Raw genomic sequence first — 25,241 nt, 5'->3', positions numbered from 1 at the left:
GCAAGCCATGAACCTTCACACACCCAACAAAGGCTTCAGCCGCGCCGATGGCGAAGGCTCGGTCCAAGTGCAGTTGGACCCGAGCGACCAGATCAAGGGCGCAAAGGTCTTTGCCGTGTATGGCAAGGGCGGGATTGGCAAATCGACCACTTCGTCGAACTTGTCTGCCGCTTTCTCGAAATTGGGCCACCGGGTCTTGCAAATCGGCTGCGACCCCAAACACGACAGCACCTTTACGCTCACCAAGAAGCTGATGCCGACGGTGATCGATGTGCTTGAGACCGTTGAGTTCCATTCCGAAGAATTGCGGCCTGAGGACTATATGTTTGAAGGCTACAACGGCGTGATGTGCGTGGAAGCTGGCGGACCTCCTGCTGGCACCGGCTGCGGCGGCTATGTGGTCGGGCAGACGGTCAAGCTCTTGAAGCAGCACCACTTGCTCGAAGACACCGATGTGGTGATCTTTGATGTGCTTGGTGATGTTGTCTGCGGCGGGTTTGCCGCGCCTTTGCAACATGCCGAACGCGCGGTTGTGGTTGCCGCGAACGATTTTGACAGCATCTTCGCGATGAACCGGATTGTTCAGGCGATTGGTGCGAAGTCCAAGAACTATGACGTGCGCCTTGCAGGGGTCGTCGCCAATCGCAGCCGTGAGACCGACGAGATCGACCGCTTCTGCGACGCGGTGGGCATGCCGCGCCTTGCGCACTTCCGCGATGTCGATGAAATCCGCAAATCGCGCCTGAAGAAATGCACCCTGTTCGAAATGCCTGATAGCCCTGAGGTTATCCAAGCGCAGGACGAATATATGCGGCTTGCCGCGATGTTGTGGGCAGGTGTGGAGCCTTCGACGGCTCAACCCATGAAAGACCGCGACATCTTCGACTTTCTGGGGTTTGAGTGATGGCGACACACGCTCCTGAGCGCCCTAGCCTCGATGCCCCCTACGCCGCCCGGCGCGAGGCGCTGGCGACCTATTTCGATTCCACTGCCAAGCAGGCGTGGATCGACCTAACCTCTGATACCAAGGTCAGCGGTATTCGCGCGACCGTCCGCGCAGGGCGTGAGCAGATGCGGCGCACTTTGGTGAGCTGGCTTCCTCGCGATTTGAGACGCACGCGCCTGCTTGATGCTGGCTGCGGCACCGGGGCGCTTGCTTTGGAAGCGGCTTGCCTTGGCGCAGATGTGACCGCTGTCGATGTGGCAGGTGGGCTCGTCGAAGTCGCCAAGTCCAGAGCAAACGGTTTTTGCGGACACGGCAAAGTGCGTTGGCGCGCTGGCGATATGCTTGATCCGGCGCATGGCGAGTTTGCGCATGTGGTGGCGATGGACTCGCTCATTCACTATTCGCCCGACAATCTGGTCGATGCGCTGGAGGAGCTCAGCACACGAACAACCGGCTCAATCCTCTTCACCTTCGCCCCGCACACCGCACTGCTCGGCGCGATGCATTCGGTGGGCAAAGTCTTTCCCAAGAGCGACCGTTCGCCAGCGATTGTTCCTATTGCAGAGGACTACCTTCGCGAGCGTCTCCAACGCCTCAACGGGTGGAGCATTGGCCGCACTGAACGGATCTCTAGCGGCTTCTACAAGAGCCAAGCGCTGGAGCTGATCAAGAACAGATGAGCCAAGCGCCCCGCCCTCCCTATCAATTCGTCCGCTTGATGGCGGACCTTTTGCCGTTTGCGGATGCAGCGAGCAAAGAGCTGCCTTTGTCGCGGCTTTTGCGTTTGTCGCTGTTTCAGGTGAGCGTGGGAATGGCGATGGTTTTGCTGAGCGGGACGCTCAACCGCGTGATGGTGGTGGAGCTCGGCACGCCGACTTGGCTGATTGCTCTCCTGATCGCCGTGCCTTTGTTGGTCGCGCCTTTCCGCGCGCTTATCGGGCACAAGTCTGATCGCCATGTCTCAGCTCTCGGGTGGAGGCGTGTGCCTTACATCTGGTTTGGCACAATGATGCAATTTGGCGGGCTTGCGATCATGCCCTTTGCGCTGCTCCTGCTTGAGCTTGAGGGCCGGTTTGAGTTTGGCCTTGTCGCTGCTGCTGCCGCGTTCCTGCTCACCGGGCTTGGCTTCCATGTGACGCAAACGGCGGGCTTGGCGCTGGCGACAGACCTTGCGCCTGAAGACAAACGCCCGCGCGCGGTCGCACTTCTTTATGTAATGCTGCTTGTCGGCATGATGCTCGCAGCCTTCGTGATCGGCGGGCTGCTGATCGACTTCTCACCAACGCGCCTTGTGCAGGTGATCCAAGGCTCTGCGGTGCTCACCATGGTGCTCAACCTCATCGCATTGTGGAAGCAAGAGGCACGCGCGCCTGAACGCACCAAAGCGGACCCTGATGCACCCAGCTTTAGCGAGCTGTGGAACGCGTTTGTGCGCGATGGCCGCAATGCGCGGCTCCTCACCGCCATCGGAATTGGCGCGGCAGGTTTTGCGATGCAGGATGCGCTGCTCGAGCCGTTTGGCGGCGAAATTCTTGGGCTGTCCGTAGGCGCAACAACCGGTCTTACCGGCGCATGGGCATTGGGCGCACTGATTGGCTTTGTCTATTCAGGCCGCAAAATGTCGCTGGGCGCGGACCCACTTCGCTTAGCAGGGCTCGGCTTAGTCATCGGCGTCAATGCCTTCCTTCTGGTGCTGTTTGCGGGACCGTTTGAGTCCGCCGCAATGCTTTACGCTGGCGCGCTGTTGATCGGGCTGGGCCTTGGGCTCTTCTCAGTTGGCACGCTTATCGAAGCCATGGCGCTCGCAAAGTCCGAAACCGCAGGCCTTGCGCTTGGTGCTTGGGGCGCTGTCCAGGCGACATGTGCGGGCGCAGGGATTGCCGCTGGCGGCCTCCTTCGCGACCTGATCGCTTGGGTAGCTGCCGCTGATGCCAGCGCAACGATCGCCACAAGGGCGAGCGGGTACATCTCCGTCTACGTCATCGAAATTCTCCTGCTTATCGCAGGTCTCGCCGCGATTGGCCCGCTTGTCGGGCGCTCTCGCATTTCTTCAATCCAATCACGGAACGAAACAGGCCAGCCGTTCGGCCTGCAGGAGTTCCCAACATGATCGCTTGCTCGGGATAGAGCGGTCAAAAGCCAAAGGGGGCACGTGCACATGCCCTCTCAATTACGACCAAAGGAAGTACCATGGGTAACGTATACATTGTCGGGCTTTTCGACGTAGCCGAGCTGACCTTCATCCTGTTTTTCATATTCTTTGTGGGGCTGGTGATTTACCTGAACCGCGAAAGCCGCCGCGAAGGCTATCCGCTTGAGCATGAGCAAACCGGCGTCATCGACTGGGCAAAACCGCTCACCGACGGAAAAGACAAAACCTTCAACCTGCCACACGGCCGCGGGACCTATTCACCCGAAGGCGTACCGCGCGATGAGCTTTCTAAAGTGGAGAACATCCCGGCCAAGCAAACCTTTATGGGTGCAGGCGCGCCTTGGGAGCCGACAGGTGACGCAATGGCTGATGGTCTGGGTACAGCTGCCTATGCAATGCGCGAAGACTATCCGGACCTTACTATGGATGGCCACAACCGCATCGTGCCTATTGGCGCGACCGCTCACGCGATGGAAATCGCTGCGCAGGATCGCAATCCAGTGGGCCTTGCGGTTTATGCTGCTGACAAGAAGAAAGCGGGCGTTGTGAGCGATGTTTGGGTCGACCAATCAGAGCATCTCATCCGCTATCTGGAAGTCACCACCAATTCGGGCAAGAAAGTGCTCGCGCCGATGGCCTTTGCCGCTGTTCAGGGCAAGAGATGGCTCGGCCTTATTGGTGAGCTGATCCCAATCCCCGATGATCAAGAAGAGCTGATCGATATTGATGCAATTCGCGCTGACCAGTTTGATAGCGTTCCTGCTATCAAGACCCCCGGTCAGATCACCCGCCTGGAAGAAGACAAAATCCAGGCCTATTATGGCGGCGGCTACATCCATGCCCTGCCGGAGCGTGCAGAGCCATGGATCTAAACACATCACCAGAACGCATATTGTCACCTGAAGCGCAGGCGCTTGAGGAAGCCGGGCCCAAAGCCTTTGGCGATCCGATGGGCACGCCTTCTCAGCAGGAGAAAGTTTTGTGGAAAGGGCGGCCGGAACTGGCTGTCCTTGCCCGCACCGCTTTCCACACGCACACAGTGGGGCTGTATTTTGCAGTGCTCGTTGTGATTTCGTTTGTGCTTGGCAATGTGGGAACGGCGCTTCTTTGCGCAGTTCTCGGCGTTCTGGCTGTTTGTATTTTGTATGGCCTTGCCTGGCTTAGCGCTCGCACGACGCTTTATATCCTCACCGATGCGCGTTTGATCATGCGCATCGGCATGGCGATTGAGACGCGGGTTAATGTGCCTTTGCAGCATGTAACATCAGCGGACTTGCGCGCCCGCGGTAGTGCCCATGGTGACATCGCTTTGTCGCTGGGCGGTGAGCGTTTGCTGGGATATTTCTTGCTTTGGCCGCACGCCCGGCCCTGGCACTTTACAAAGCCTGAACCCTTGCTGCGCGCTGTGCCAGATGCACAATCTGTCGCGCGGCTGCTGGCTGAGGCAACGGCAAAGCACGCACATATCGAGCAAGGTTTGACTTCGCTCAATGCAGAGCCTGCTGCCGCTCCTAAAACCGGTCTTAACGAGGGTAATCTGGAAGGGGCAACGGCGTGATTGTTCGCGAATATGAAGAGGACGAGGTCACTGTCCACCGGGTGCCCATTATCATGATGGGAAGCATAGTTGCCGCGTCAGTGGCTCTCACCTCTGCTGTCAGCTTGGGTTTTTTCGAACGGCAAGCCATCCCCAGCGAAGCGCGTGCGCAGGCAGGCACAGTAAAGGCTGATGAGCGCTCGCTCTTCTTCTTCGATGAAGCCGACGGCACCGTGCGCGTGGAAGACGCGGTCGATGGTACGGTCCTTGGCCGCTTCGGTCCTGGCACAGGCGGCTTTGTGCGTTCCACGCTCCGCAGCCTCGTCTATCAACGCCGCATCAACGGCTTTGGCCGCGAGGTGCCGTTTGACCTTATCGAATGGGACAACGGCATGCTAACACTGCTCGACCCGACCACGGGAAAGAGCATTGAGCTTCATTCCTTTGGCGATGGAAACCGCCAGACGTTTGCGGATTTTCTTGAAAGAGGGGCCAGCTGATGGCGACTGTCGCAGCCCAAGCAACCGGTGTGCGGTCAGCTGACTTGCGCGGATTTACCCCGCCTGATGCCCGTGTGTTCGATGCGCCTTGCATAATATCCATTGAGCAAAGCTCATTGCATTTCCATGCCCATGTGGAATTGCCTGAGAGCATTTTGATGGAGCCGGGCGACAAAGTCCGCGTCCACGGCGCACCCATTTCCATCCCGTTCGGTTCCAAGCAAGTGTTCGAGCGCACCGCCACTGTGACACGGGCAAATCCGGTCAAGCGCATGCTGACCAAAGTGGCCGCCTATTTCGACTTGGCCGAACTTTACGAAGTCAGCTTCAACGCTGGGAGGATCAAATGAACGCGCACACGCAGGTTAAGGCTGACCCTAACCAAACCCAAAATCACGCGATGATGACCAGCGAACAGGCGATGGCATTGGCGACGCAGGACACTGTGTTGACGCCGCGCTTCTACACCACGGATTTTGACGCGCTTGATGCGATTGATGTCTCTCTTGTGCGCAAAGAATGGGACCAGCTGATCGCTGATATGGTGGGTGATCCCAACAAGACCCATTTTCGCCACAAGGATGATTTTGCCGGTATCATCGAGGGGATGGAGCCGGAACTTCGCGCGGAATTCACAGACTTCCTTGTAAGCTCCATGACTTCGGAATTTTCCGGCTGCGTGCTTTATGCAGAGATTGCCCGGCGCACCAAAAACCCGGACGTGAAACAGCTGTTTAAACTGCTTGCCCGTGATGAAAGCCGGCATGCAGGCTTTATCAATGAGAGCCTCAAGGATGCTGGAATTGGCGTTGACTTGGGCTTCCTGACGAAGACCAAGAAATACACCTATTTCCGCCCGAAATTCATCTGGTACGCGGTCTATCTGTCTGAAAAAATCGGATATGCGCGCTACATAACGATCTACCGGCACCTCGAAAAGCACCCGGAGAACAAATTCCACCCGATCTTCGATTGGTTCGAAGAATGGTGCAATGATGAGTTCCGCCATGGTGAGGCGTTCGCGATGTTGATGCGTGCTGACCCCAAACTGCTTGAGGGTCACAATAAGCTCTGGATCCGGTTTTTCCTCCTGTCGGTCTACGCCACCATGTATGTGCGCGATCACGACCGGCCCGTGTTCCACAAGGCGCTTGGCGTTGACCCGACCGAGTATGATTACGAGGTTTTCGATATCTGCAACAAGATCGCGCGTCAGGTCTATCCGGTCGAACTCGACATCGACAATCCGAAATTCCGCGCCCGGATGGAGGCTCTGCGCCAAGCGGCTCTGCGGATCGAAGATGGCAAAGCGCAAGGCGGCATTGGCGGCCTTTTGAAGCGCGTTGGCGGCATGGCAGGTGCAGGGTATAACTTTGCGCGCATGTACTTCCAGACACCAAAGACCCACGAACTGCCTGCAAGCATCAGGCTTCATCCTGCGTGGTAAGTTGGAGCGGCCATATTGTCCCGTTCATCGTGACGCTGGCCATTTGGTTTATGGCAACCGGGCTTATCGCTTTTTCGGTAAGCGCCGGGGCAGATATGCGCGCGCGTTCAGGCTTTCGGCGCAGCGTTGCGATTGGCGGCTTTGTCGGGATTTCCGGGCTGGTTGCGATCCTTTTCGCCTCTGCAAGTGTGAGCGTTGGAGCGGTGTATCTCTCCTTTGTTGGCGCGCTGATGGTATGGGGCTGGCATGAGATTGGATTTCTAACAGGTGCCGCTGCCGGGCCACGGCGCGAGGCGCAGTCTTTGGGCGTGCGCGGGGTTGAACGCTTTACCGAGGCCAGCGCCACGGTCATTCATCACGAAATCGCATTGGCGCTCACCGCCCTGATGCTGATCTCGCTTTTGTGGAACGCGCCCAATCAGATCGGAGCGATGGTTTTCGTGCTGATGTTTGGCTTGAGGCTATCATCCAAGATCAACCTGTTTGTGGGCGTACCCAACACCACAACCGAGATGATGCCGGAGCATTTGGGCTATCTCAAAAGCTATTTCGGCCCGAACCGCATGACGCTTTTGCTCGCAGCTTGCATTGCAGCCATCTTAGCGCTTGCCGTTTGGTTTGCCTCGCTTGCAGCAGCTGCGACTGCGGGAAGCCCGCAGATGGTTGGCGCAAGCCTGCTCACCGCTTTGTGCCTGCTGGGCGCATTGGAACATCTTTTTCTAGCCCTACCGTTTCGAGACGGGATGCTGTGGGGTTGGGCCTTTAAGCGCGCTGCCCAAACTTCGAGGGGCAACAGCGTATGATCGATAACAAAACTAAGAATGGACGGGGGACCACCCATGGACTTTGATCAATTTTTTGCGGACCAGTTGGATGGTGTTCGTGAAGAAGGACGCTATCGCGTTTTCACCGATATCAAGCGGCACTGTGGCAAGTTCCCGCACGCGACCCGCTTTATCGAGGATGAGACGCGCGAAACCGTAACTCAGGCCGTCACCGTGTGGTGTTCGAACGATTATCTGGGCATGGGCCAGCACCCCAAAGTGATCGATGCGATGCACGCGACCCTCGATGAATGCGGCGCTGGCGCTGGGGGCACGCGCAATATCTCTGGCACCAACCACTACCATGTGGAATTGGAAGCCGAGCTTGCGGACCTGCACGGCAAGGAAAGCGCGCTGCTTTTCACATCAGGCTATGTTTCGAACTGGGCAGGCCTTGGCACTTTGGCAAGCAAGATCCCGGGCTGCGTTGTGTTCTCAGATGCGCTGAACCATGCCAGCATGATTGAGGGCATCCGCCACTCACGCGCGCCATATAAGGTGTGGAAGCACAACGATGTCGAAGACCTCGACCGGCTGCTATCCGAATACCCCGCCGACACACCCAAGCTGGTTGCGTTTGAAAGCGTCTATTCGATGGACGGCGATATTGCTCCTATCGCAGACATTTTGGACGTGTGCGAAAAACACGGCGCGATGAGCTATATCGATGAAGTCCACGGCGTTGGCCTTTACGGCCCGCGCGGTGGCGGTGTTGCCGAACAAGAAGGGCTGATGGACCGCATCACGGTGATCGAGGGCACACTTGGCAAGGCGTTCGGCGTGATGGGCGGATATATCGCTGCAAGCCGTGACCTGGTTGATTTCGTGCGCAGTTTTGCAAGCGGCTTTATCTTCTCAACCGCCCTGCCCCCGGCCGTTGCTGCGGGCGCTGCGGCAAGCATCCGCCATCTTAAGGAGAGCAGCGAGGAGCGTGATCTTCAAAAGAAGCGCGTCGAGGAAGTTCGGCGTCAGCTTGATATGATGAACATCCCGCACCTGCCCAACCCCAGCCACATCATTCCGGTCATGGTTGGCGATGCGGCCAAGTGTAAGATGATCAGCGACTGGCTGATGGACAATCACGGCATCTATGTGCAGCCGATCAACTATCCGACTGTGCCGGTAGGGACAGAGCGCCTGCGCCTTACCCCATCACCCGTGCATGACACCGGCGACATCACGCGCCTGATCAATGCTCTGTCGGAAATCTGGTCGATGTGCGAACTCGCACGCGGGCGCATAGCTGCTTAAAGGCTCTGGCTTACTAGAACCTCTGGCTGGCTAGAGGTTCTGGTAGCTTAGAATTGGCTCACAGGCTTATTGCGTCGTCGCAGCCAGATAGGCAACCACATCAGCACGGTCCTGCGGATCTTTGAGCCCCGGGAATGCCATGCGCGTATCGGGTATATAGGCGCGCGGCGCTTCGAGGTAGTCGTACATGACTTCCTTGGTCCAAACGATGCCGCTGTTCCTGTTCGCCTCTGAATAGTTGAAACCGTCAACCGAGCCGGCAGCACGGCCAATGATGCCATAAAGCGAAGGCCCAACGCCGTTCCTTCCCTCTGCCACAAGGTGGCACGTGCGGCATTGCGCAAACACAACTTCGCCTGCAGCCGCATCGCCAGTAAGGTCAGCAAAAGCAATCTTTTCAGCGCCCTCGTCCTTGGCCCCGACCACTTTTGCGCCATCACCAGTGCTGGGCTCAGAAGGCTCATTACCGCCAGGCTCCTTGCCACCACAGCTGGTAAGCGCGAGCATTCCGGGCAAAGCGATTAGAGCTACAACGATTTTTCGCATTGGGAATTTCCCCTCATGTTTGTGTTTTTGACGCAAGATCATGGCCCCGCGCCGGATATTCTTCCCGTTGCCCCCTCTTCAAACGATCAGCCTAAAATCACAATCGCGGTTTTTCAATCAGCCAAAGTCATAGCGAACGTGCGGGGGTACACTTCACTGCGCGGCTCAAAGAGCCTTTTGCGCAATATACCACAAACAAAAATAGCCCGCACCATTGCTGGTTGCGGGCTATTTTGTGTTGTTCAATATCGCTTCTGCTGATGATAGCAGCCGCGATTGAAGCGCTAGCTTAGATCTGTGTGAACAGCTCTTCGAACACGGTCGATGCAAGACCGATGTGCTTTACAGCTTTGGCAGCTTCAAGGTTGTCGTTCATGCCTTCGCCTTCGACAACGATCAGGCCAACCATGCCCGCTGCATAGTGCGGTGCGCATTTGTAGCCGTAAATGCCAGGAGCAGGCACAACATATTCATACTCTTCGTTGATCGCGCCTTTCCAGCCGGTGACGCCAGCAGGAAGCATATCAGCGATGGATTCTGTTTGGTGGGTCGGATCAGTTGCAACGAAACGGATCGTGTCGCCAACTTTAGCTTTTACTACTGGCGGCTTGAAAACTTGACGACCCGTTTCTGGATCGCGGGTCAGCATTTCCACTTCGATGACGGTGCCATTGGCTTCGGCAGCAGGCACAGGCTCTACATCGGCTGCGGCAACTTCTTCAGCTTCTGGCTCTTCTTCAGCCGCGGCTTCTTCGGTTGTTTCTTCTGCAGGCGCTTCGGCTTCTGGCTGCTTACCGCCGCATGCCGCGAGAGCCAAAATGGCTGGGACTGCAACAGTGCCCATCAAGACTTTACGCATAGGTCAAATTCCCTTTTTACATTCCACAATAGATCACACGTGCCAGACATAGCCCACCTGATCTCAATCCCACGGGCTCCGTTTAGCAACAACGGTCCCGCAATTCAACGAGCACTAAGTATAATTCTCGCTTGAACTCCGCGCATTAACGAGCAGGATGAGAGCTGGTTCCCTGAAGGTTTGTAAGAAAACCACACCGCGCTTTCAGGGATCAAACCGGGCGAGTGTAAGGCGCTGCGAAACGGGGAGAAGATGGGCGCATTGGATTGCCTTTGGCATCGCCTTCGCTAAACACTCACCCCATGAAAAATCTGCCATGGCATACCAAGCTCGTTCTCGCTCTTACAGCGTTCCTTCCGCTCTTTTTCATCATAGCCGCGCTCGGCTCCAAGATCGGGCTGTGGAACTGGCAAGTGGGGCTTGGCGCTATGACATTCACAGCTGGACCGTTTTTGGTCGGGATTGTGGCTCTCGTCGCCTTAATTTCGCTGATCATCGGGTTGGTCAATTGGTCAGGGCGCAAAGCTGAGAAAGCAGACGGCGTAAAGCGTCCCCGCAGCAAAATGGTCCTTGGTTCTGCGATCCTTGGCCTGCTGGTGCCCGCTGGCTTTCTCATTTTTGGGCAATCGGTTTCTGCCACTGCGCAAGGCAATCCGATCCATGATGTGGCGACTGACACCTCGAACCCTCCCACCTTCTCAGCCGAGGTGATGGCGCAGCGTGCTAAGGTTGAGGGGGTCAATCCAGTGCACGATTATCAAACGCCTCTGGGCGAGATTGAGAAGTTTGCTGGCAGCCCTCCAGAGCTTGCCATTCAAAGCCATGCTCAGATCATCAATGATCTTTACGCCGATCTGGCGCCTCTCCCGCTTGGCGGAGCGAGCAAGGCTGACGCAGTGGCGGCGGTTGCGGCGGCGATGGGTTCAATGGGATTTGTCGATATCCGTCAGAATGCCGAGGCTGGCACCGTTGAAGGTGTGGCAGAGACGTTCTGGTATGGCTTTAAAGACGATGTCGTTGCCCGCATTGGTGAAAATGAAATCGACTTTCGTTCTGTCAGCAGGGTTGGAACCAGCGACCTTGGTGCCAATGCTGCGCGTATTGCTGAACTTCGCGAAAAAGTCGCAGGGCAAATCGGCCAGCGCTAACCGTCCCGAAACGTTGCCGCTGCAAGCGCGCTGCGCTGAAAAACGGTGAGCACGCATAGGCCGGCATACGCATAGGCGATGACGCCAAAGTATGCCGGAAAGATGCACATGGCGATGAACACCGCGATTGTCTCGGCCCCTTCTGCAAGCCCGGTGGAATAGAAGAAGCTCTTCTTCCCGTGATCTTGTGTTTGGACCCCGCGCTCAGCAGCAATAACCGCGAACGCCAAGAAACTCACCCCGGTGAGCACGAAACTTGCGACCAATACGAGCGCTGGAGCCGTGTTCTCGCTTGCCAAAAACCCAAAGCCCACAGGAACCGAGACATAAAAGGCAAAGTCAGCCACGATATCGAAATATCCCCCCAAAGGCGTAGGCGAAGTGGCCCGCGCGACCGCTCCATCAAGGCCATCGATCAGCCGGTTGGCAATGATAAGCGCAAGGCCTGCTGCGATGTGGCCAAAGGCAATGGCCACCGCCCCGCCAAGCCCAAGCGCAAGGCCCGCAAACGTCAGCATGTTCGCACTAACCCCTGCCCCGGCGAGCCATCGCCCTGCCGCGTTCAAGGGCGGGTCGATAAGGGGGCGCAGTTTGGCATCAAACATATCGGCACTTTACCAAGTGACGAGCCCAATCCAAGCGCCCGTCATGGCGGTCGCGATATTGCCCGCGATCCAGCTTTTGATGCCAAGCCCTGCCGCCTCTGCGCGCCGGTCAGGACATAAAGTGCCGATGGTGGAGACCAACAGGCCGATGCTCGCCAAATTGGCAAAACCGCACAATGCATAGGTGACGATCAAAAGCCCGCGCGGCGACAAACTGCCATCATCAAGCGCGGCCAGTTCCAAAAAGGCGACATATTCATTGAGGATGACCTTTGTGCCCATCAATCCGCCCGCGAGCTGAGCCTCGCCCCATGGCACGCCGAGCAGCCACATAAAGGGGGCAAATATCCAGCCAAAGATGCGTTTTAAGGTGATCGGCTCATCGCCCACGAGGGGCAGCAACGCGAGCACTTGATCGCTTAAGGCAACAAGCGCGAAGACAACGATGATCACCGCAATGACCGCCAAGAAAAGCTGCATCCCGTCCATTGTGCCCTTGACCACGGCATCGATGCTGGAGGCGTAGCTTAGCCCCGGTTCATCATCCTTGTTGGTCTGCGTCTTTTCCTCATCCTTACCCGGCACCATCAGCTTCGCGATCAGCAAGGCGGCGGGGAGTGAGACCAGTGAGGCGGAGATCAAGTGACCGGTCGCACCCTCGCCCAGCACGTCTTGCAAAGTGCTTGCGTATAAGACCAGCACAGCGCCGCTGATGCTCGCCATGGTCAGCACCATGACTTGAAACAATTCAGCCCGGCTCACCTGTGCAAAGTAAGCGCGCACCACAAGCGGGCTTTCGACAACGCCAAGAAACAGGTTGGCCCCGCCCGACAATCCGACAACGCCCGAGACACCCAGCGTGCGCTGCAAAACGAAGGACAGGCCCTTCACCGCTAGCCGCAAAATGCCCCAATGCCAAAGCACAGCGGCAAGCGCGGAAAAGACGATGACCAGTGGCAATATCTGGAAAGCGATGACCAGCGGTGGCTCAGCCCCATCCTTCATTTCGAACGGCACCGGCGCGCCGCCAAGGTATCCAAACATGTAGGACGAACCGGCAAGAGTTGCCTGCTCAATCGCGCGAACGCCATGGTTGGCCGCTTCCATCATGGACCAGATAAAGGGCACGCGGACGATCAAAAGCGCGAGCACCAATTGCATCGCCAAAGCGCCTGCAATCCATTTTGCGCCGGGCCGCGCAGCCCGGTCTTCGCTTATGCCCCAGGCGATGGCGATCAGGACGCCAATGCCGACAATCCCGCGAAATTGATCGAAAAGCTCCACGACCGCGCAGCCCTACCCGCGCCGCCAATCATGGTATTTCTCAACCCAGCCGAGCAGAGTTTCGGGCTTCCTTGCCTTCTTCCACTCGCCCGCTGCAAACTTATTGCCCTCTGCCATGGTGGGGTACGGGTGGATCGTGCCGAGGATCTTATTAAGGCCCAGCTTGTGCTTCATCGCGAGCGTGTATTCCGCCAGCATCTCGCCTGCATTGTGCCCTACGATGGTCGCGCCAAGGATCGTGTCCTTGTCCTTTTTGGTCACCACTTTAACAAAGCCTTTGCGCTCATTTTCTGCAATCGCTCGGTCGAGTTCCCCGATCTCATATTCGGTCACATCATATTCAATGCCCTGCTCTCTCGCCTCCGCCTCGTTGATGCCAACCCGCGCAATTTCGGGGTCGAGGAAGGTAACGGCAGGGATGACAGAATAATCCGCCTTGAACCGCTTGAACGTGCCGAAAAGCGCATTGACGCTGGCAAACCAGGCTTGGTGGCTCGCAACATGGGTGAATTGGTACGGCCCCGCGACGTCTCCGCATGCATAGATATTGGGGAATTTGGTCGCGAGGAATTCGTCAGTGTTGACGGTTTTCGACGTGTCGATGCCTAGCTCTTCAAGGCCATAGCCGGTGAGCCGCGCGGCGCGTCCGACCGCTACGATGAGCACATCAAACGGCACTTTGGCTTCGCCGTCCTCGTGCTTGGCGTGAACTGCTCCGCTTTCGACCTTGACCGCCTCGTGGCCCGTCAGAACCGAAACGCCAGCATCTTCCAATGCTCTCTTTGCAAGCTCGCAGACCTCTGCATCCTCGCGCCCGAGGACACGGTCCGATCTTTCGATCTGAGTGACATCGGAGCCAAGGCGCGCAAGGCTTTGTGAAATCTCACAACCAATCGGGCCACCACCAAGAATGGCGACGCGCTTAGGCGGTGCATCCATCTGGGCAAAGGCATCCCACATCGTGTCGGAGGTGAGATAGCCCGATCCCTCAAGCCCGGGAATAGGCGGCACAAAGGGCGCAGCGCCCGCAGCGATAATGATTGAACGCGTGGTCTGTCGAACGGTGGTCCCATCATTGCGGGCAATCTCAACCGTCCAAGGGTCGATGATTGTGGCATAGCCCAGCTGCACATCAACACCCATCGCCTCAAAGCGCTCAGGGCTGTCCATCGGCTCAATCGTCTTGATCGCCTCCATCACGCGGGCGATGGTTTTCTTAAACGGCACCTTGGGTTCATGGGGCTCAAGCCCGTATTTATCGGCATTGCGCATTTGGGCTGCGACCTTTGCGGCCTTGATCAGCGCTTTGGACGGCACGCATCCAAAGTTAAGGCAATCCCCGCCCATTTTATGGCTTTCAACCAAGGTCACCTTGGCTTTGACGGTCGAGCCAATGATCGCCGACACTAGACCCGCAGCACCCGCGCCGATGATGATCAAATTGCGGTCAAAGCTCTTGGGTTTCGTAAAGCCGCGATAGACCTTTTGGCGCTGGATCAATCCAACGATGGCTTTGGCAATCCATGGGACGATTGCCAGAAGGAGAAACGCCCCCAAGAGGGTTGGCGACAATATCTGCCCTGTGTCCGCAACATTTCCAAGTTCGGTGCCAGCGTAAACGAACACGACCGTGCCCAAAAGCATGCCGATCTGGCTCACCCATACAAAGGTCCACGTCTTGATGCGCGTCAAACCCATGACAAGGTTGATCACGAAGAAGGGGATCGCCGGGATCATGCGCAGGGTGAAAAGATAAAATGCCCCATCACGCTCCAGCCCTTCATTGATCGTTTTGAGCCGATCGCCAAAGCGCGCCTCAATGCTGTCGCGAAGGACATAGCGCGAGGAGAGAAATGCCAAAGTCGCGCCAAGAGTAGAGGCAAACGACACAAAGATCGTCCCCAAAACGAGCCCGAACAAAGCGCCAGCCGCAAGCGTCATAATCGCAGCCCCCGGCAAAGATGCAGCGGTCACGCCCACATAGATGACGAAGAAAACGGCGAGCACCAGCAATTGGTTCTCGGCATAAAACCCGCGCACGTCGTCGACCGCGTTCTTCATGCCCTCAAGCGTCAGATAATCGCCCAGCCCAAAGTAGAAATAGGCTGCAACCAGTGCGGCAAGCGCTGCCAAAATCAGAAGTTTTTTCACAAAATGCCCCTTTTCACCCCTCATTCGGGAGGCGCAGCGGTGCGGTTACACGCCGTTCGCCAAAGACGCGTATTGCGAAATCCAGCGCTTGTCGATGCTGCGCTTAAGCTTTGCGACCCAGCGACCTTGGCCTGCAAACAGGCCATAGCTCAAAATGGCACGCCCATTAGCGGTGGATAGGAGATAAAGGCTGGCCGCGCGTGGGCGATAGATAGCACTGGGCGCGCGGCCGTGCATCACGCTGCGCAAGTTCTTGGCCAGGTGAGGGCCTGCCATCACCGCATGGACGCCCGAATGCGCAACACTGCGGTCTTGGCGAGAGGCCACATCACCAACCGCAAAGACGTTTGCATGGCTGATCGAGCGCTGATGCTGATCCACCGCGATGAAGCCTGCTTCATCAACCGCCAATCCTCCGGCTCTTGGCCATTCGGGCGCGCCGCTTCCAAGGGCCGTTATGATGAGGTCTTGCGGTTCGAGAGAGCCTGAGGCCGTCACCAAATTGCCAGCTTCAAGCCGCGCATCTTGGGTCACTACGTTTATGGCCTGGCAGACAAGCTGCGCTGCGACCCTGCGGCGAACGGAGTTCGAGAAAGACGGCAATACACCTTCAGCCCCGGTCACGAGCGTCACCCGGGGAGCGTCTGCTTCTCCCGCTCGGTTGCGTAGAGCAAAGGCGATTTCGACGCCCCCTGCCCCGCCTCCTATGACAGCAATTCGGCGAGCATTTGCGTGCTGTTTTAGGCGTTCAACAAAGCGGTCAATGGGGCGGATATCGAGGAGCCTTGGTTCTTTGCGCGCGTCTTTTCCAAGCACCTTTGCAGCCCGGCCAACGCCCCCTGTGTCAAACGAGACCACATCATATTCAATCACTTGCCCGCCGCCGGTCTTGACCCATTTGGCCTCTGGATCGACCCCGGTGCACGGGCCTTGAAGAAATTGCACCCCTGCGCGCTTTGCCAGTGCGGCCACATCGACAGTGCCTTCATCGCGCGAATATTCGCCTGCAATCCAGCCGGGAACCATGCCCGAATATCGCAGGAAAGGGTGCGGGGTGAGCAGGCTTGCCCGTTCACAAGGGCGGCCGTTGGCAATCCAATCGGCGAGCACCGCGACATGCGCGTGACCACCGCCCACCAACAATATGTGCCTACCATTTTCAGACATGGATCAAAGCCAAGTGCCATCCGCCAAACAGCCTATTCCAAGACGCCAATGAAAAAGCCCGGAACACACCGTATTTGATCTCGGAACATTAACGCCCATCTGCGCGTTCAGTCATTATAAAATTGCACATAACACTCATCCAAATTTCGCATGAGCGCTGGCCGGGGATACCAGCGTTTCTCTTAAGCGAGGGGTTATAAGGACGGTCATGGCTCTTGCAGCTCCCAGCAAAGGTTCGCAGATATCGCTGCCGACGTTTTTTAAAACGTTCATAGATATCATGAAGCCAGAGCGTAGCTTTTACGGTCTGGCAATTGTGTATGGCATCGGCATCAGCCTGCTTTCGCTTGCCACGCCGATATCGGTTCAGTTTTTGGTCAACACCGTCGCTAACACCGCATTGGCCGCGCCCTTGGTGATGCTGACGCTGACCTTGTTTGGCCTTTTGGTCATTTTTGGCCTGCTTTATGCGCTAAGAATCCACCTGATGGAGCTGTTTCAGCGGCATTTTTATGCACGGATGGTGTCTGAAATTTCGCTTCTGTCGGTCTATGCGCAAGACCCCTTCTTCGCAGACCGCAAGTCATCTGCACTGTTCAACCGCTATTTCGATGTGATCATCGTCCAAAAGGCGATCCCCGCCCTGTTTATCAGCGGCTTTTCCGTGGTGCTGCAAGTCGCGGTCGGCTTTGTGCTCGTGTCGCTTTACCACCCGCTGTTCCTTGTCTTCACGCTTGTCATGTCGGCGCTTATCTGGGTGATCTGGCTGGTCTGGGGCGCGCGAGCGGTGCGCTCTGGAATTGATCTGTCCCATGCCAAACATGAGACGGCCAATTGGCTTGAGACGCTGGGAGGCTCGAATGGCTTTTTCAAATCACAGCGCCGGATTGACCACGCTATCGCGCGCACGGATCAGTTCACGCATGAGTATCTGAACGCGCACCGCCGCCACTTCCGCAACCATTTTTCCCAAACGCTCGCCTTTCTGCTGCTTTACGCATTGGCAAGCGCGGCTTTGCTTGGCCTTGGGGGCTGGTTGGTTATTCAGGGGCAATTGACGCTGGGCCAATTGGTGGCAGCTGAACTTGTGCTGTCTGTTGCCTTCTTCGGGGTCGCGCAGCTTGGCACCTATCTCACATACTTTTACGACCTTTGTGCAGCAGTGGAGGAAATCTCCCTGTTCTATGAGGTCGAACAAGAACCCCCTCGCACCGCGACCGAAATGACAGGCGATGACCACACCCTTGTTCTCAAAGGGGCAAGTGGCACTGCACGCGGCGAAAAGATTGAGTTCAATCTCGAAATAGCCAGCGGTTCCATGGTCATGGCAAGAGCATCCAACCACGGCATTCAACGTCTCTTCACCAGCATGATCAAGCTGCACACCCGCATCAACAGCGGCTTCATCACCATCGGCGGCGTGGATGTGAGCGACTTGGAGGCGTATAATTTGCGCAAAGACATCCATGTGCTTGAACGCCCAAGCTTTGTGGGAATGACTGTGCGCGAATACCTTGCGCTTTCGTGCAAAGATACAGCAAGTAAACGCATGATGGGCGCGCTTGAGACGGTGGGATTGATCGATACGATCTCCAATCTTGAGAAGGGTCTGGACACGCCAATCGCTTACACCGGCTGGCCTTTGTCGGCGGTCGAATTGCAGCAATTGAAGCTTGCCAACGCGCTGCTTGAAAGGCCGCGCATTCTGGTGCTGAGCCAATTGTTCGACCTTGTGGAAGAAGACGACCTTGCACGCGCAATCAGCAATCTGCGCGATCAAAGCTACACCACTGTGATCTACTTTTCGGGCCGCCGCGCTGACCTTGGCTTCGATGAATTTTTGTATCTCGAAGCGGACAGACAGCGCAGCTTTGATGATTTTGAGCAATTTCTTACAGCGCAAGCCGATGATCCAGAAAGGCCGCGCCCCGGCCCTCGCCTGCTGTATCCCGCTCCAAGCGCAACCGCTGTGGGAGAGGGCTAGTGGCTGCAAACGTCCATCTGCCGCATCTCGACAAAGACCGCGAGAAGTTCACCTCGCTGAAAACCGTGCGCAAACCGCGCGTCTTTCGCACCGTTTTCGTGAGCCTGCTTATCGGGATCGCGATCACCGCTGCATTCTTGATCTATGTGCCTTGGGTGCAAACGACCGCCGGGCAAGGCGTGGTGACAACCCTTAACCCCAATGAACGCCAGCAAGAGATCAACGCTCTGGTTGGAGGGCGCATTGATGAATGGTTCGTCGCTGATGGCAGCCGGGTGGAGAAAGGCGATCCTATCGTTCGCATTGCCGATATTGACCGCAATCTGGTTCAGCGGCTGGAGGCTGAGCGTGCTCAGGTTGAAGTGCAACTCCAGACCGCTCAAAACGCGCTTGCGACCGCGCAGATTGACCTGCGCCGGATGCGCGAATTGTTCGAGGCCGGCCTCACCGCGAGGCGCGATTACGAACAGGCGCAGATCCGGGTCGAAGAAATGCGCGGCCGGGTCGCAGAGGCTCAAGGGTCTTTGACACGCTCGGAAACCAATCTTGCGCGCCAGTCTGAACAGCTTGTGATTGCTCCGCGAGATGGCTTTATCCAAAGCATTAACGCAGGCGATGCGGCCACATTTGTTAGCGCCGGTCAGGTCCTTGCGACCTTCGTGCCCGAGGCGCAAACACGGGTGGTTGAGGTATTCGTCGATGGCCGCGATGTAGCATTGATCCAGCCCGGCGAAGAGGCGCGCGTTGAATTTGAAGGTTGGCCTGCGGTTCAGTTCAGCGGCTGGCCCTCTGTTGCGATCGGCACCTTCCCCGGGGTCGTGGCTCTTGTTGATCAAGTGGCTCAACCCGATGGCCGCTTCCGGGTGGTGATTGCCGAGGATTCGGGCGCACAGCAGAAGTGGCCCGAAGAACGCTTTGCGCGGTTTGGTACGGTTGTGCGCGCATGGGTTCTTTTGGAAACCGTGCCCGTTGGCTTTGAGCTGTGGCGACAACTCAACAACTTCCCGCCGCAAGTGCCGCGTGCATCCACAACGACTGCCGCTGCGCAACCCGGCAACAGCGGAAGCGGCGCGTAACCATGCGCCGACCTGTGCAATATGGTGCGCCTCTGGTTGCGGCTCTATGGCTTTGCCTTACATCTGGCGCGCCGCTCGCTGCGCAAAATATCACCGCCCTTGATCAGCCTATCGAAGAGGCGCTTAAAGAAGGCGAGCTGTTGCCAGAGGAGGTCTTGCGATCTTCTGCCCTCACCTTCCCCAGCATTCTTGAAAGCTTTGAACGCGCAAGTGCGGCACGCTCTGACCAATTGGCAGCCGATGGCGCATTTGACCTCATCCTTGAGGGCGAGGCCTATGACAGGGTAACCGGCACATTTTCCGGAGGATACGCGCAAGTTGGCGCACGCCAACCCATCGCCCCGTTTGGCGGCGAGCTTTACGGCACCTATCGCCTTTCCGATGGCACCTTCCCGATTTACGAAAACATCTACAACACCAATCAATTGGGCGAATTTAAGATCGGCGGGCTTTTATCGCTTCTGCGCGACCGCCGGATCGACAGCCGCCGCTTCAAAGTCGAGGATACAAGGCTCGCCAGTGATCAGGCCCGGCTCGATGTTTTGCTGGTGCAATTGAAGGTCCAACATGAGGCTTTGAAGGCCTATTGGTATTGGGCTGCCGCTGGGCAAGAGGTCGCCGTTTATGAAGAGCTTCTCGAAATCGCAGAGGCACGCGCGATCGGTTTGGCACGTCAGTTTGAAGCTGGCGCAACGCCGCGCATTGCGCTGACTGAAAACGAGCAAAACGTGATCCGCAGGCGCACGCTGTTGACCGAGGCACAGCGCAATTTCCAGACCGCTGCTACATCGCTGAGCTATTACCTACGCGCGGAAAATGGCGAGCTCATCACCCCGACCCGCGCGCAATTGCCCGGTGAGCAAGTCCTCGCGCGGCTCCCTGATATGCAAGCGCTCTTGGCGATGGAGCGCAGCGATGTGCTGGACAATCGCCCTGAACTTCAAAACTTCAAGATTGCCTTGGAACGCGCGCAAAACAAGGTTGCGCTGCGGGAAAACGACCTTCAACCCGACCTTCAATTGAAGGCTGAACTCTCGCGAGATTTCGGCGGTATCGGCGATGGCGGTTCAACTTTTGATTCCACCGACACCGTGGTCGGCGTCACCTTTAGCGTGCCCTTACAGCGCCGCGCGGCGCGGGGCAGGTTGAGGCGGGCAGAGGCGGAATTGCGCGAAATTGAACTTCGCGAGCGCCGTATTGCAGACCAGATTTCGGTCGAACTCGACAACATCCTCACCAATTTAAACGCAGCACTAAGACTTGCGAATTTGGCGGAGAATGAGGTCGAGCAAGCCAATACCATGGTCACCGCAGAACGCCGCCGGTTCAGCCTTGGAGCTGGGGATTTCTTCCTCGTGAACCTTCGCGAAGAAAGCGCTGCGACCGCGCAAATCCGGCAAATCCGCGCCAATCTCAACGGACGGCTCGCAGAGGCGAGCTATAATGCGGCAACCATGGACCTGGATGCGCTGGGCTTGGAATAGGGTGCAAAGGTGATCAGTCGTCGAGGTCCTCTTGGCGATCAATATCCTTGAGCCATTCGGGCGGGCATGGGACCACAAGGCCTTGAGCGATAAGAACCCGCGCTCCCTTGTCACCGTGTGATTGCTGTAAGTCTTTAAACTGTTTTGCGCTGAACAACGCAGGCGGCAGACGGGTGTCGCCCAAGGCCGAGACGATGATCGGTTCGGCCGCGTCCCACTCCTCAATCAACGCCTCAAAATGCGACCTTGGCACAAATGGCATATCGGCAAGAGCAATCAATAAACCATCGAGCGATGCCTCTTGCGCTGCCCTTGCAGCAAGCGCGACAGAGGTGCCCATGCCTTGAGAGGACCGGGGGTTGATGAGCGGCACAAAACGCCGCGCGCGCCATTGCGGCTCGCAAGGGTGATGAGGGCCGCTCGTGATAACCCAAGCATTTTCGAACCGTTCAATGGGGATGGCCTGGGCCGCGTGTTCGCCCAAGGGGCGGCCTTTGAACTGCGCGGCGAGCTTGTCCTGCGGCCCAAACCGGCGCGAGGCACCCGCCGCCAAAAGCGCAACGCCTAAACGCCGTCCCATGATGTCTCTTCATAGGTGCGGATGACTTCGCCCAGCGTCGAAAGCGCAAGCGTGTGCGGGTCGCGAGAGGAGTGGAACAGGCCAATGGGTGCCCGGATTGTGCTGATCTGATCTGGCGAAACACCGCGCGTCTGCAAAGCTCCCTTACGAAACGCATGTGCGCGCCTCCCGCCCATTGCGCCAAGGTAAAAGTGCGGCATGGCCAGCGCTGCTTCCATCAAATCAATCTCCCAATCATGGTCATGAAAAAGGAAGACGGTTGCGGTCCAGGGATCTGACGCAAGCCGATCGGTTTGGTTTATGCGTTCAAGCAGCGACGCGTCGATACCGCGCTTTGCCAGCTCATCAATGATGCGCGCATCAGGGGTGAGGACATTCGCAGTGCAGCCGAAGGTCTGCGCCATGATGGCAAGCTGCTGAACACTCGCGCCGTGACCGATGATTTGCAAATGCGGGCCGGGGTAGTGGCCGAAAGTTGATGCACCGGTCGCAGGATCAAACTGTGCCTCGTGCCGCTCACTCACATGCACAACCGCGTCAGCGTTCGCAGTGATAGAAAAGGGTGCGCGCGCCTTGATCGATGCAAGGCAAGCTTTGGCAAACTGCGCGCCTTCAACCGGATGAAACGACACATCAAGCCCGCCGCCACACGGGAGCTTTATATCGAGATACGGCGACCCTGCGCCAAAGCGCACCAGACGAGGCGTTCGCGCGCTCAGCACGTCCAGCGCCTCTGCCACCACGGCGTTTTCAATGCATCCGCCAGAGAGTGAGCCTGCAAAACTGCCATCCTGGGCCACGCCCATAATGGTGCCGGGGCCGCGCATGGAGGAACCCTCAACCCTGCACACAGTCACCAGAACGGTGCGTAGGCCCGCATCGCTCGCGTCTTTCAGGAACTGGCAGGTCTGCGGCAGGTCCACTTATGCGCGCTTATTCGCCTTGCGCAGCGATATAGGCGATGACCGCAGCCCGCGCTTCGTCGTCTGGCACTGCGCCTGCAAGCATCTCGCTGCCGGGCATATAGCCTTGGGGATCGGCGAGAAAGCCGTCGAGACTGGCCTCATCCCAGGTGATGTTAGAGGCGGCAAAGGCATCGGAAAAGTCGTATCCCTCAAGGCTGCCGGCCTTGCGTCCCATAACCCCGTAAAGATTGGGGCCCGCCGCCGAGCGACCATTAGGATCAATTGAATGGCATCCGGTGCAGGTTTGGAATGTGTCTTCGCCCAAGGCCACCAGATCAACTGCGCCGCTGGCTGCGGCCACCGGCTGGGGTGCGCCGCGTTCACGCACGACGATTTGTTCGACCACTTCGGGTGGTTCTGATGACCCGCAAGCTGTGACCATTACCGTCAAAAGGCACACACCGCCCAACGCCGAGTTACGCATCCCCATCACCCCTCTTACCGACCCTCTTTCATATTCTCTTTATGCAAATTGCTTGGCCACCGGCAGGGTGCGCACGCGCTTACCGGTTGCAGCAAAGATGGCATTGGTAAACGCAGGTGCAGCAGGTGGCAGGCCCGGCTCCCCTGCCCCGCCGATCGGCACATCGCCTGAATTGATGAGAGCGACCTCAATAATGGGCACCTCATCCATCCGCAGCATCTTATAGTCGTGGAAATTGCTCTGCACGATTGCGCCGTCTTTAAGGTCCAACTCGCCGTACATGGCAGCGGTCAGGCCAAAGATGATGCCGCCCTCGATCTGGTTTTTAAAGCCATCCGGGTTCATCACATAGCCCGCATCGCAAACCGCCCAGGCGTTGACGAGCTTGGGTTTGCCAGAGGCCATATCGACCTCGATCACTTCGGCAACAATAGTGCCAAAGCTTTCAACCATGGCGACACCCTTGGCGGTTGTTCCGCCGTCTTTGCCACCGCTCCAATTGCTCATCTCAGCGACTTTTTCGAGCATCGCCACATGGCGCGGTGAGCCTTTTAGCATTTCCTTACGGAATTCGAGCGGGTCTTTGCCTGCCTCATGCGCGGCCTCATCAATGAAGCTCTCAATGAAGAAACCCTGCTGTGAATGGTCGACCGAGCGCCATGCCTGAAACGGCAGATGCAGATCGGCGGGGGCCACTCGGACGCTCGTGTTCGCAATGTCATACATTGCAGGCACGCAAGCTTCGGCTGGATCGTGGCGCTGTGTGAAGAGGTGGTCGAAGGCAACAAGCTTGCCGTCCTCATCAATCCCTGCCTGCATGCGCGCCGTATCAGCACAGCGGTAAAGCGCTTTTTGCGTATCCTCCTCGCGGCTCCAAATAACCTTCACCGGATAGCCTGTCGCAAGAGCCACACGCGCCGCCATTGCAAGCTCGTCCACGCCAAGACGACGTCCAAAAGCACCGCCAAGATAGGCCTGATGCATAATCACATTATCGGCGGCAAATCCAAGGGTCGCAGCAACCCCGCTGCGCGCCATCAAAGGCACCTGTGTGCTTGCCCAAAGGTCGCATTTGCCATCCTTCACATGCGCGGTGCAGTTCAAAGGCTCCATCGGTGAGTGCGCGAGGTAAGGCACGGAATACTGCGCCTTGATCGTCTTTGCCGCCGATCCAAGTGCAGCGGCTGCATCGCCTTTTGCCGCTGCTTGATCGCCGCCTGTATCGCCCGCTTCATCAAGAGCCGCTGCAAAAGCTGCGAATTGATCGTCCATGGTTTTAATCGGGCTGTCCGACTGGCTCCACTCGATCTGAACCGTGTTCATCGCCTGCTGAGCTTGCCAATAGCTATCTGCCACAACCGCCACAAAATCGCCCATGTTGAGGATTTGCAGCACGCCTTTCATGTCGCGAGCACGCGACGCATCCATGCTCACCACTGTGGTGCCGGGAACAGGTGGGCGCACAGTGGCAGCGTAGGACAATTCAAGGTCATTTGGCACCGCATCAATGCCAAATTCCGCCGTCCCATTGATCTTTGCAGGGATGTCTGTGCGCGCTTTGCTTTTGCCCATCAGGCGATATTGATCAGGCGTTTTGAGCGTCGGCGTTTGGTCCATCGGCTGATCGGCCGCTTGGGTCGCAAAGTCAGCGTATTTCCCAGATTTGCCAGAGGCTTTGTGGAAGAGGACGCTGTCCTTGGTGGTAATTTCGCTGGCGGGAACGCCCCATTCTTCGGCTGCGGCAGATACCAGCATCCCGCGTGCAGCAGCCCCTGCGATGCGCATGGAATTTTGACCCGTGGTGCGGATCGAGGAGGAGCCGCCCGTGATCAAAGCATCCGCCATGCGCGCGACCTGTGTGAACAGGCCATTCCAAGTCGGCTCAATCCAATCGGCGGCATTCATCGTGAAAGGCGCCACAAACATGCGCGCTGTATCGGTCACGACGTAAGAGCCATCAGCGGGCGCTTGCATAACGCGCACATTTGCCCAGTCGGCATCAAGTTCGTCAGCAAGCATTTGAGCAAGGACCGAGTGTGCACCCTGCCCCATTTCACAGTGGGGGACGATGGCGGTGATGATGTTGTTAGTGTCGATTTTGACCCAGCTGTTGACGAGTTGCTCGCCCTCACCGCCCGCGACCTTCGACGCAAGCGAACCAATAGGGTTGCCCGGACGAACGCCAATGCCGATCAGCAGACCGCCACCGGCAAGCACACCGGCCCCGATAAATCCGCGGCGGCTCCACTTGGCGAGCTTTGAGCGTTCTTTTTTCGCGTTCTCTGGCGTTTCAGGAGACATATCGTTCATG

The 25,241-nt window shown here is 57.4% G+C and carries 25 protein-coding genes; 15 read left to right on the top strand and 10 right to left on the bottom strand.

The genetic code is table 11. The features are described from left to right. The first annotated feature begins 7 nt into the window (after nt 1-7). The 10 genes from bchL (at nt 8) to hemA (ending at nt 8,657) form a co-directional block, all read left to right on the top strand. Complete coding sequence (gene bchL, locus AC0V61_RS10405) at nt 8-904, top strand: ferredoxin:protochlorophyllide reductase (ATP-dependent) iron-sulfur ATP-binding protein (RefSeq protein WP_486157278.1); 897 nt, start codon at nt 8-10, stop codon at nt 902-904. Continuing rightward, nucleotides 904-1,626, top strand: coding sequence for a magnesium protoporphyrin IX methyltransferase (gene bchM, locus AC0V61_RS10400; RefSeq protein WP_486157276.1), 723 nt, complete (start codon nt 904-906; stop codon nt 1,624-1,626). Before bchL ends, bchM begins: the two co-directional genes overlap by 1 nt. Further along, nucleotides 1,623-3,056 (top strand): BCD family MFS transporter, encoded by a 1,434-nt coding sequence (locus AC0V61_RS10395; RefSeq protein WP_486157274.1) that lies wholly within the window; start codon nt 1,623-1,625, stop codon nt 3,054-3,056. Before bchM ends, AC0V61_RS10395 begins: the two co-directional genes overlap by 4 nt. Nucleotides 3,057-3,136: 80 nt before the next feature. Continuing rightward, nucleotides 3,137-3,970: a photosynthetic reaction center subunit H gene (gene puhA / locus AC0V61_RS10390; RefSeq protein ID WP_486157272.1), complete on the top strand. Its 834-nt coding sequence runs from the start codon at nt 3,137-3,139 to the stop codon at nt 3,968-3,970. Beyond that, a complete protein-coding gene (gene puhB, locus AC0V61_RS10385) occupies nt 3,961-4,656 on the top strand; it encodes a photosynthetic complex putative assembly protein PuhB (protein WP_486157270.1) in 696 nt (231 codons plus the stop codon). Before puhA ends, puhB begins: the two co-directional genes overlap by 10 nt. Further along, nucleotides 4,653-5,135: a photosynthetic complex assembly protein PuhC gene (gene puhC, locus AC0V61_RS10380; RefSeq protein ID WP_486157268.1), complete on the top strand. Its 483-nt coding sequence runs from the start codon at nt 4,653-4,655 to the stop codon at nt 5,133-5,135. The genes puhB and puhC overlap by 4 nt, the downstream gene beginning before the upstream one ends. Further along, nucleotides 5,135-5,485 carry a hypothetical protein gene (locus tag AC0V61_RS10375; RefSeq protein WP_486157266.1) on the top strand — a complete coding sequence of 117 codons (351 nt, stop codon included), beginning with the start codon at nt 5,135-5,137 and terminating at the stop codon, nt 5,483-5,485. Before puhC ends, AC0V61_RS10375 begins: the two co-directional genes overlap by 1 nt. Next, nucleotides 5,482-6,582: a magnesium-protoporphyrin IX monomethyl ester (oxidative) cyclase gene (gene acsF, locus AC0V61_RS10370; RefSeq protein WP_486157264.1), complete on the top strand. Its 1,101-nt coding sequence runs from the start codon at nt 5,482-5,484 to the stop codon at nt 6,580-6,582. Before AC0V61_RS10375 ends, acsF begins: the two co-directional genes overlap by 4 nt. Beyond that, entirely contained in the window at nt 6,576-7,385 is an 810-nt protein-coding gene (gene puhE, locus AC0V61_RS10365; protein ID WP_486157263.1) for a putative photosynthetic complex assembly protein PuhE, read from the top strand. Before acsF ends, puhE begins: the two co-directional genes overlap by 7 nt. 36 nt (nt 7,386-7,421) lie before the next feature. After that, a complete protein-coding gene (gene hemA, locus AC0V61_RS10360; RefSeq protein WP_486157261.1) occupies nt 7,422-8,657 on the top strand; it encodes a 5-aminolevulinate synthase in 1,236 nt (411 codons plus the stop codon). A gap of 66 nt (nt 8,658-8,723) precedes the next feature. Here hemA and AC0V61_RS10355 read toward each other — a convergent pair whose 3' ends face one another. After that, nucleotides 8,724-9,203 carry a c-type cytochrome gene (locus AC0V61_RS10355; protein WP_486157259.1) on the bottom strand — a complete coding sequence of 160 codons (480 nt, stop codon included), beginning with the start codon at nt 9,201-9,203 and terminating at the stop codon, nt 8,724-8,726. Between the two features lie 15 nt (nt 9,204-9,218). Between AC0V61_RS10355 and AC0V61_RS10350 the strand changes: the two genes are divergently transcribed. After that, nucleotides 9,219-9,464, top strand: a complete 246-nt coding sequence (locus AC0V61_RS10350; RefSeq protein ID WP_486157257.1) for a hypothetical protein — start codon at nt 9,219-9,221, stop codon at nt 9,462-9,464. A gap of 28 nt (nt 9,465-9,492) precedes the next feature. On the opposite strand, the gene AC0V61_RS10345 is transcribed toward AC0V61_RS10350, so the two are convergent. Next, entirely contained in the window at nt 9,493-10,062 is a 570-nt protein-coding gene (locus AC0V61_RS10345) for a pseudoazurin (RefSeq protein ID WP_486157256.1), read from the bottom strand. 302 nt (nt 10,063-10,364) lie between these two features. Between AC0V61_RS10345 and AC0V61_RS10340 the strand changes: the two genes are divergently transcribed. Further along, nucleotides 10,365-11,210 carry a DUF1499 domain-containing protein gene (locus AC0V61_RS10340; protein ID WP_486157254.1) on the top strand — a complete coding sequence of 282 codons (846 nt, stop codon included), beginning with the start codon at nt 10,365-10,367 and terminating at the stop codon, nt 11,208-11,210. Here the strand turns inward: AC0V61_RS10340 and AC0V61_RS10335 are convergent. The 4 genes from AC0V61_RS10335 to AC0V61_RS10320 are packed head-to-tail and all read right to left on the bottom strand — an operon-like array spanning nt 11,207 to nt 16,417. After that, the gene (locus tag AC0V61_RS10335) at nt 11,207-11,815 is read right to left on the bottom strand and encodes a CDP-alcohol phosphatidyltransferase family protein (protein WP_486157252.1); all 609 of its coding nucleotides are present in this window, start codon (nt 11,813-11,815) and stop codon (nt 11,207-11,209) included. The genes AC0V61_RS10340 and AC0V61_RS10335 overlap by 4 nt on opposite strands. 9 nt (nt 11,816-11,824) lie before the next feature. Continuing rightward, a complete protein-coding gene (locus AC0V61_RS10330) occupies nt 11,825-13,099 on the bottom strand; it encodes a NupC/NupG family nucleoside CNT transporter (protein WP_486157250.1) in 1,275 nt (424 codons plus the stop codon). Nucleotides 13,100-13,111: 12 nt separating this feature from the next. Continuing rightward, on the bottom strand, nt 13,112-15,250 hold the full coding sequence (locus AC0V61_RS10325) for an FAD-dependent oxidoreductase (RefSeq protein ID WP_486157248.1): 2,139 nt from the start codon (nt 15,248-15,250) through the stop codon (nt 13,112-13,114). A gap of 45 nt (nt 15,251-15,295) precedes the next feature. Further along, entirely contained in the window at nt 15,296-16,417 is a 1,122-nt protein-coding gene (locus tag AC0V61_RS10320; protein WP_486157246.1) for an FAD-dependent oxidoreductase, read from the bottom strand. Nucleotides 16,418-16,697: 280 nt separating this feature from the next. Here AC0V61_RS10320 and AC0V61_RS10315 point away from each other — a divergent pair, with 280 nt between their 5' ends. The 3 genes from AC0V61_RS10315 to AC0V61_RS10305 are packed head-to-tail and all read left to right on the top strand — an operon-like array spanning nt 16,698 to nt 20,961. Further along, nucleotides 16,698-18,401, top strand: coding sequence for an ABC transporter transmembrane domain-containing protein (locus tag AC0V61_RS10315; protein WP_486157245.1), 1,704 nt, complete (start codon nt 16,698-16,700; stop codon nt 18,399-18,401). Then, complete coding sequence (locus AC0V61_RS10310) at nt 18,401-19,477, top strand: HlyD family secretion protein (protein ID WP_486157243.1); 1,077 nt, start codon at nt 18,401-18,403, stop codon at nt 19,475-19,477. The genes AC0V61_RS10315 and AC0V61_RS10310 overlap by 1 nt, the downstream gene beginning before the upstream one ends. A 2-nt stretch (nt 19,478-19,479) precedes the next feature. Then, nucleotides 19,480-20,961, top strand: coding sequence for a TolC family protein (locus AC0V61_RS10305; protein ID WP_486157241.1), 1,482 nt, complete (start codon nt 19,480-19,482; stop codon nt 20,959-20,961). Between the two features lie 13 nt (nt 20,962-20,974). Here AC0V61_RS10305 and AC0V61_RS10300 read toward each other — a convergent pair whose 3' ends face one another. From AC0V61_RS10300 to AC0V61_RS10285, 4 genes are read right to left on the bottom strand one after another with little or no spacing between them, the layout of a single operon-like run. Beyond that, the gene (locus AC0V61_RS10300) at nt 20,975-21,541 is read right to left on the bottom strand and encodes a nucleotidyltransferase family protein (protein ID WP_486157239.1); all 567 of its coding nucleotides are present in this window, start codon (nt 21,539-21,541) and stop codon (nt 20,975-20,977) included. After that, entirely contained in the window at nt 21,526-22,464 is a 939-nt protein-coding gene (locus AC0V61_RS10295) for an XdhC family protein (protein ID WP_486157237.1), read from the bottom strand. Before AC0V61_RS10295 ends, AC0V61_RS10300 begins: the two co-directional genes overlap by 16 nt. Nucleotides 22,465-22,474: 10 nt before the next feature. Further along, nucleotides 22,475-22,930: a c-type cytochrome gene (locus AC0V61_RS10290; protein ID WP_486157235.1), complete on the bottom strand. Its 456-nt coding sequence runs from the start codon at nt 22,928-22,930 to the stop codon at nt 22,475-22,477. 39 nt (nt 22,931-22,969) lie between these two features. Continuing rightward, nucleotides 22,970-25,240: a xanthine dehydrogenase family protein molybdopterin-binding subunit gene (locus tag AC0V61_RS10285; protein ID WP_486157233.1), complete on the bottom strand. Its 2,271-nt coding sequence runs from the start codon at nt 25,238-25,240 to the stop codon at nt 22,970-22,972. Nucleotide 25,241 lies beyond the last annotated feature (1 nt).

This window comes from Erythrobacter sp. JB1-4 (genome assembly GCF_057365025.1).
The sequence above is the reverse complement of the archived record's forward strand: the minus strand, read 5'-3'. Positions and strand labels throughout refer to the sequence as shown.

Bases quoted from the DNA above. Each gene is read 5' to 3' on its own strand.
- AC0V61_RS10290 (WP_486157235.1), bottom strand. From the start codon at position 22,930: ATGCGTAACTCGGCGTTGGGCGGTGTGTGCCTTTTGACGGTAATGGTC.
- acsF (WP_486157264.1), top strand. From the start codon at position 5,482: ATGAACGCGCACACGCAGGTTAAGGCTGACCCTAACCAAACCCAAAAT.
- AC0V61_RS10315 (WP_486157245.1), top strand. From the start codon at position 16,698: ATGAAGCCAGAGCGTAGCTTTTACGGTCTGGCAATTGTGTATGGCATC.
- AC0V61_RS10340 (WP_486157254.1), top strand. From the start codon at position 10,365: ATGAAAAATCTGCCATGGCATACCAAGCTCGTTCTCGCTCTTACAGCG.
- AC0V61_RS10305 (WP_486157241.1), top strand. From the start codon at position 19,480: ATGCGCCGACCTGTGCAATATGGTGCGCCTCTGGTTGCGGCTCTATGG.
- AC0V61_RS10300 (WP_486157239.1), bottom strand. From the start codon at position 21,541: ATGGGACGGCGTTTAGGCGTTGCGCTTTTGGCGGCGGGTGCCTCGCGC.
- hemA (WP_486157261.1), top strand. From the start codon at position 7,422: ATGGACTTTGATCAATTTTTTGCGGACCAGTTGGATGGTGTTCGTGAA.
- AC0V61_RS10285 (WP_486157233.1), bottom strand. From the start codon at position 25,240: ATGAACGATATGTCTCCTGAAACGCCAGAGAACGCGAAAAAAGAACGC.
- puhA (WP_486157272.1), top strand. From the start codon at position 3,137: ATGGGTAACGTATACATTGTCGGGCTTTTCGACGTAGCCGAGCTGACC.
- AC0V61_RS10320 (WP_486157246.1), bottom strand. From the start codon at position 16,417: ATGTCTGAAAATGGTAGGCACATATTGTTGGTGGGCGGTGGTCACGCG.
- puhB (WP_486157270.1), top strand. From the start codon at position 3,961: ATGGATCTAAACACATCACCAGAACGCATATTGTCACCTGAAGCGCAG.
- AC0V61_RS10375 (WP_486157266.1), top strand. From the start codon at position 5,135: ATGGCGACTGTCGCAGCCCAAGCAACCGGTGTGCGGTCAGCTGACTTG.
- AC0V61_RS10345 (WP_486157256.1), bottom strand. From the start codon at position 10,062: ATGCGTAAAGTCTTGATGGGCACTGTTGCAGTCCCAGCCATTTTGGCT.
- bchM (WP_486157276.1), top strand. From the start codon at position 904: ATGGCGACACACGCTCCTGAGCGCCCTAGCCTCGATGCCCCCTACGCC.
- AC0V61_RS10355 (WP_486157259.1), bottom strand. From the start codon at position 9,203: ATGCGAAAAATCGTTGTAGCTCTAATCGCTTTGCCCGGAATGCTCGCG.
- AC0V61_RS10395 (WP_486157274.1), top strand. From the start codon at position 1,623: ATGAGCCAAGCGCCCCGCCCTCCCTATCAATTCGTCCGCTTGATGGCG.
- bchL (WP_486157278.1), top strand. From the start codon at position 8: ATGAACCTTCACACACCCAACAAAGGCTTCAGCCGCGCCGATGGCGAA.
- AC0V61_RS10350 (WP_486157257.1), top strand. From the start codon at position 9,219: ATGTTTGTGTTTTTGACGCAAGATCATGGCCCCGCGCCGGATATTCTT.
- AC0V61_RS10335 (WP_486157252.1), bottom strand. From the start codon at position 11,815: ATGTTTGATGCCAAACTGCGCCCCCTTATCGACCCGCCCTTGAACGCG.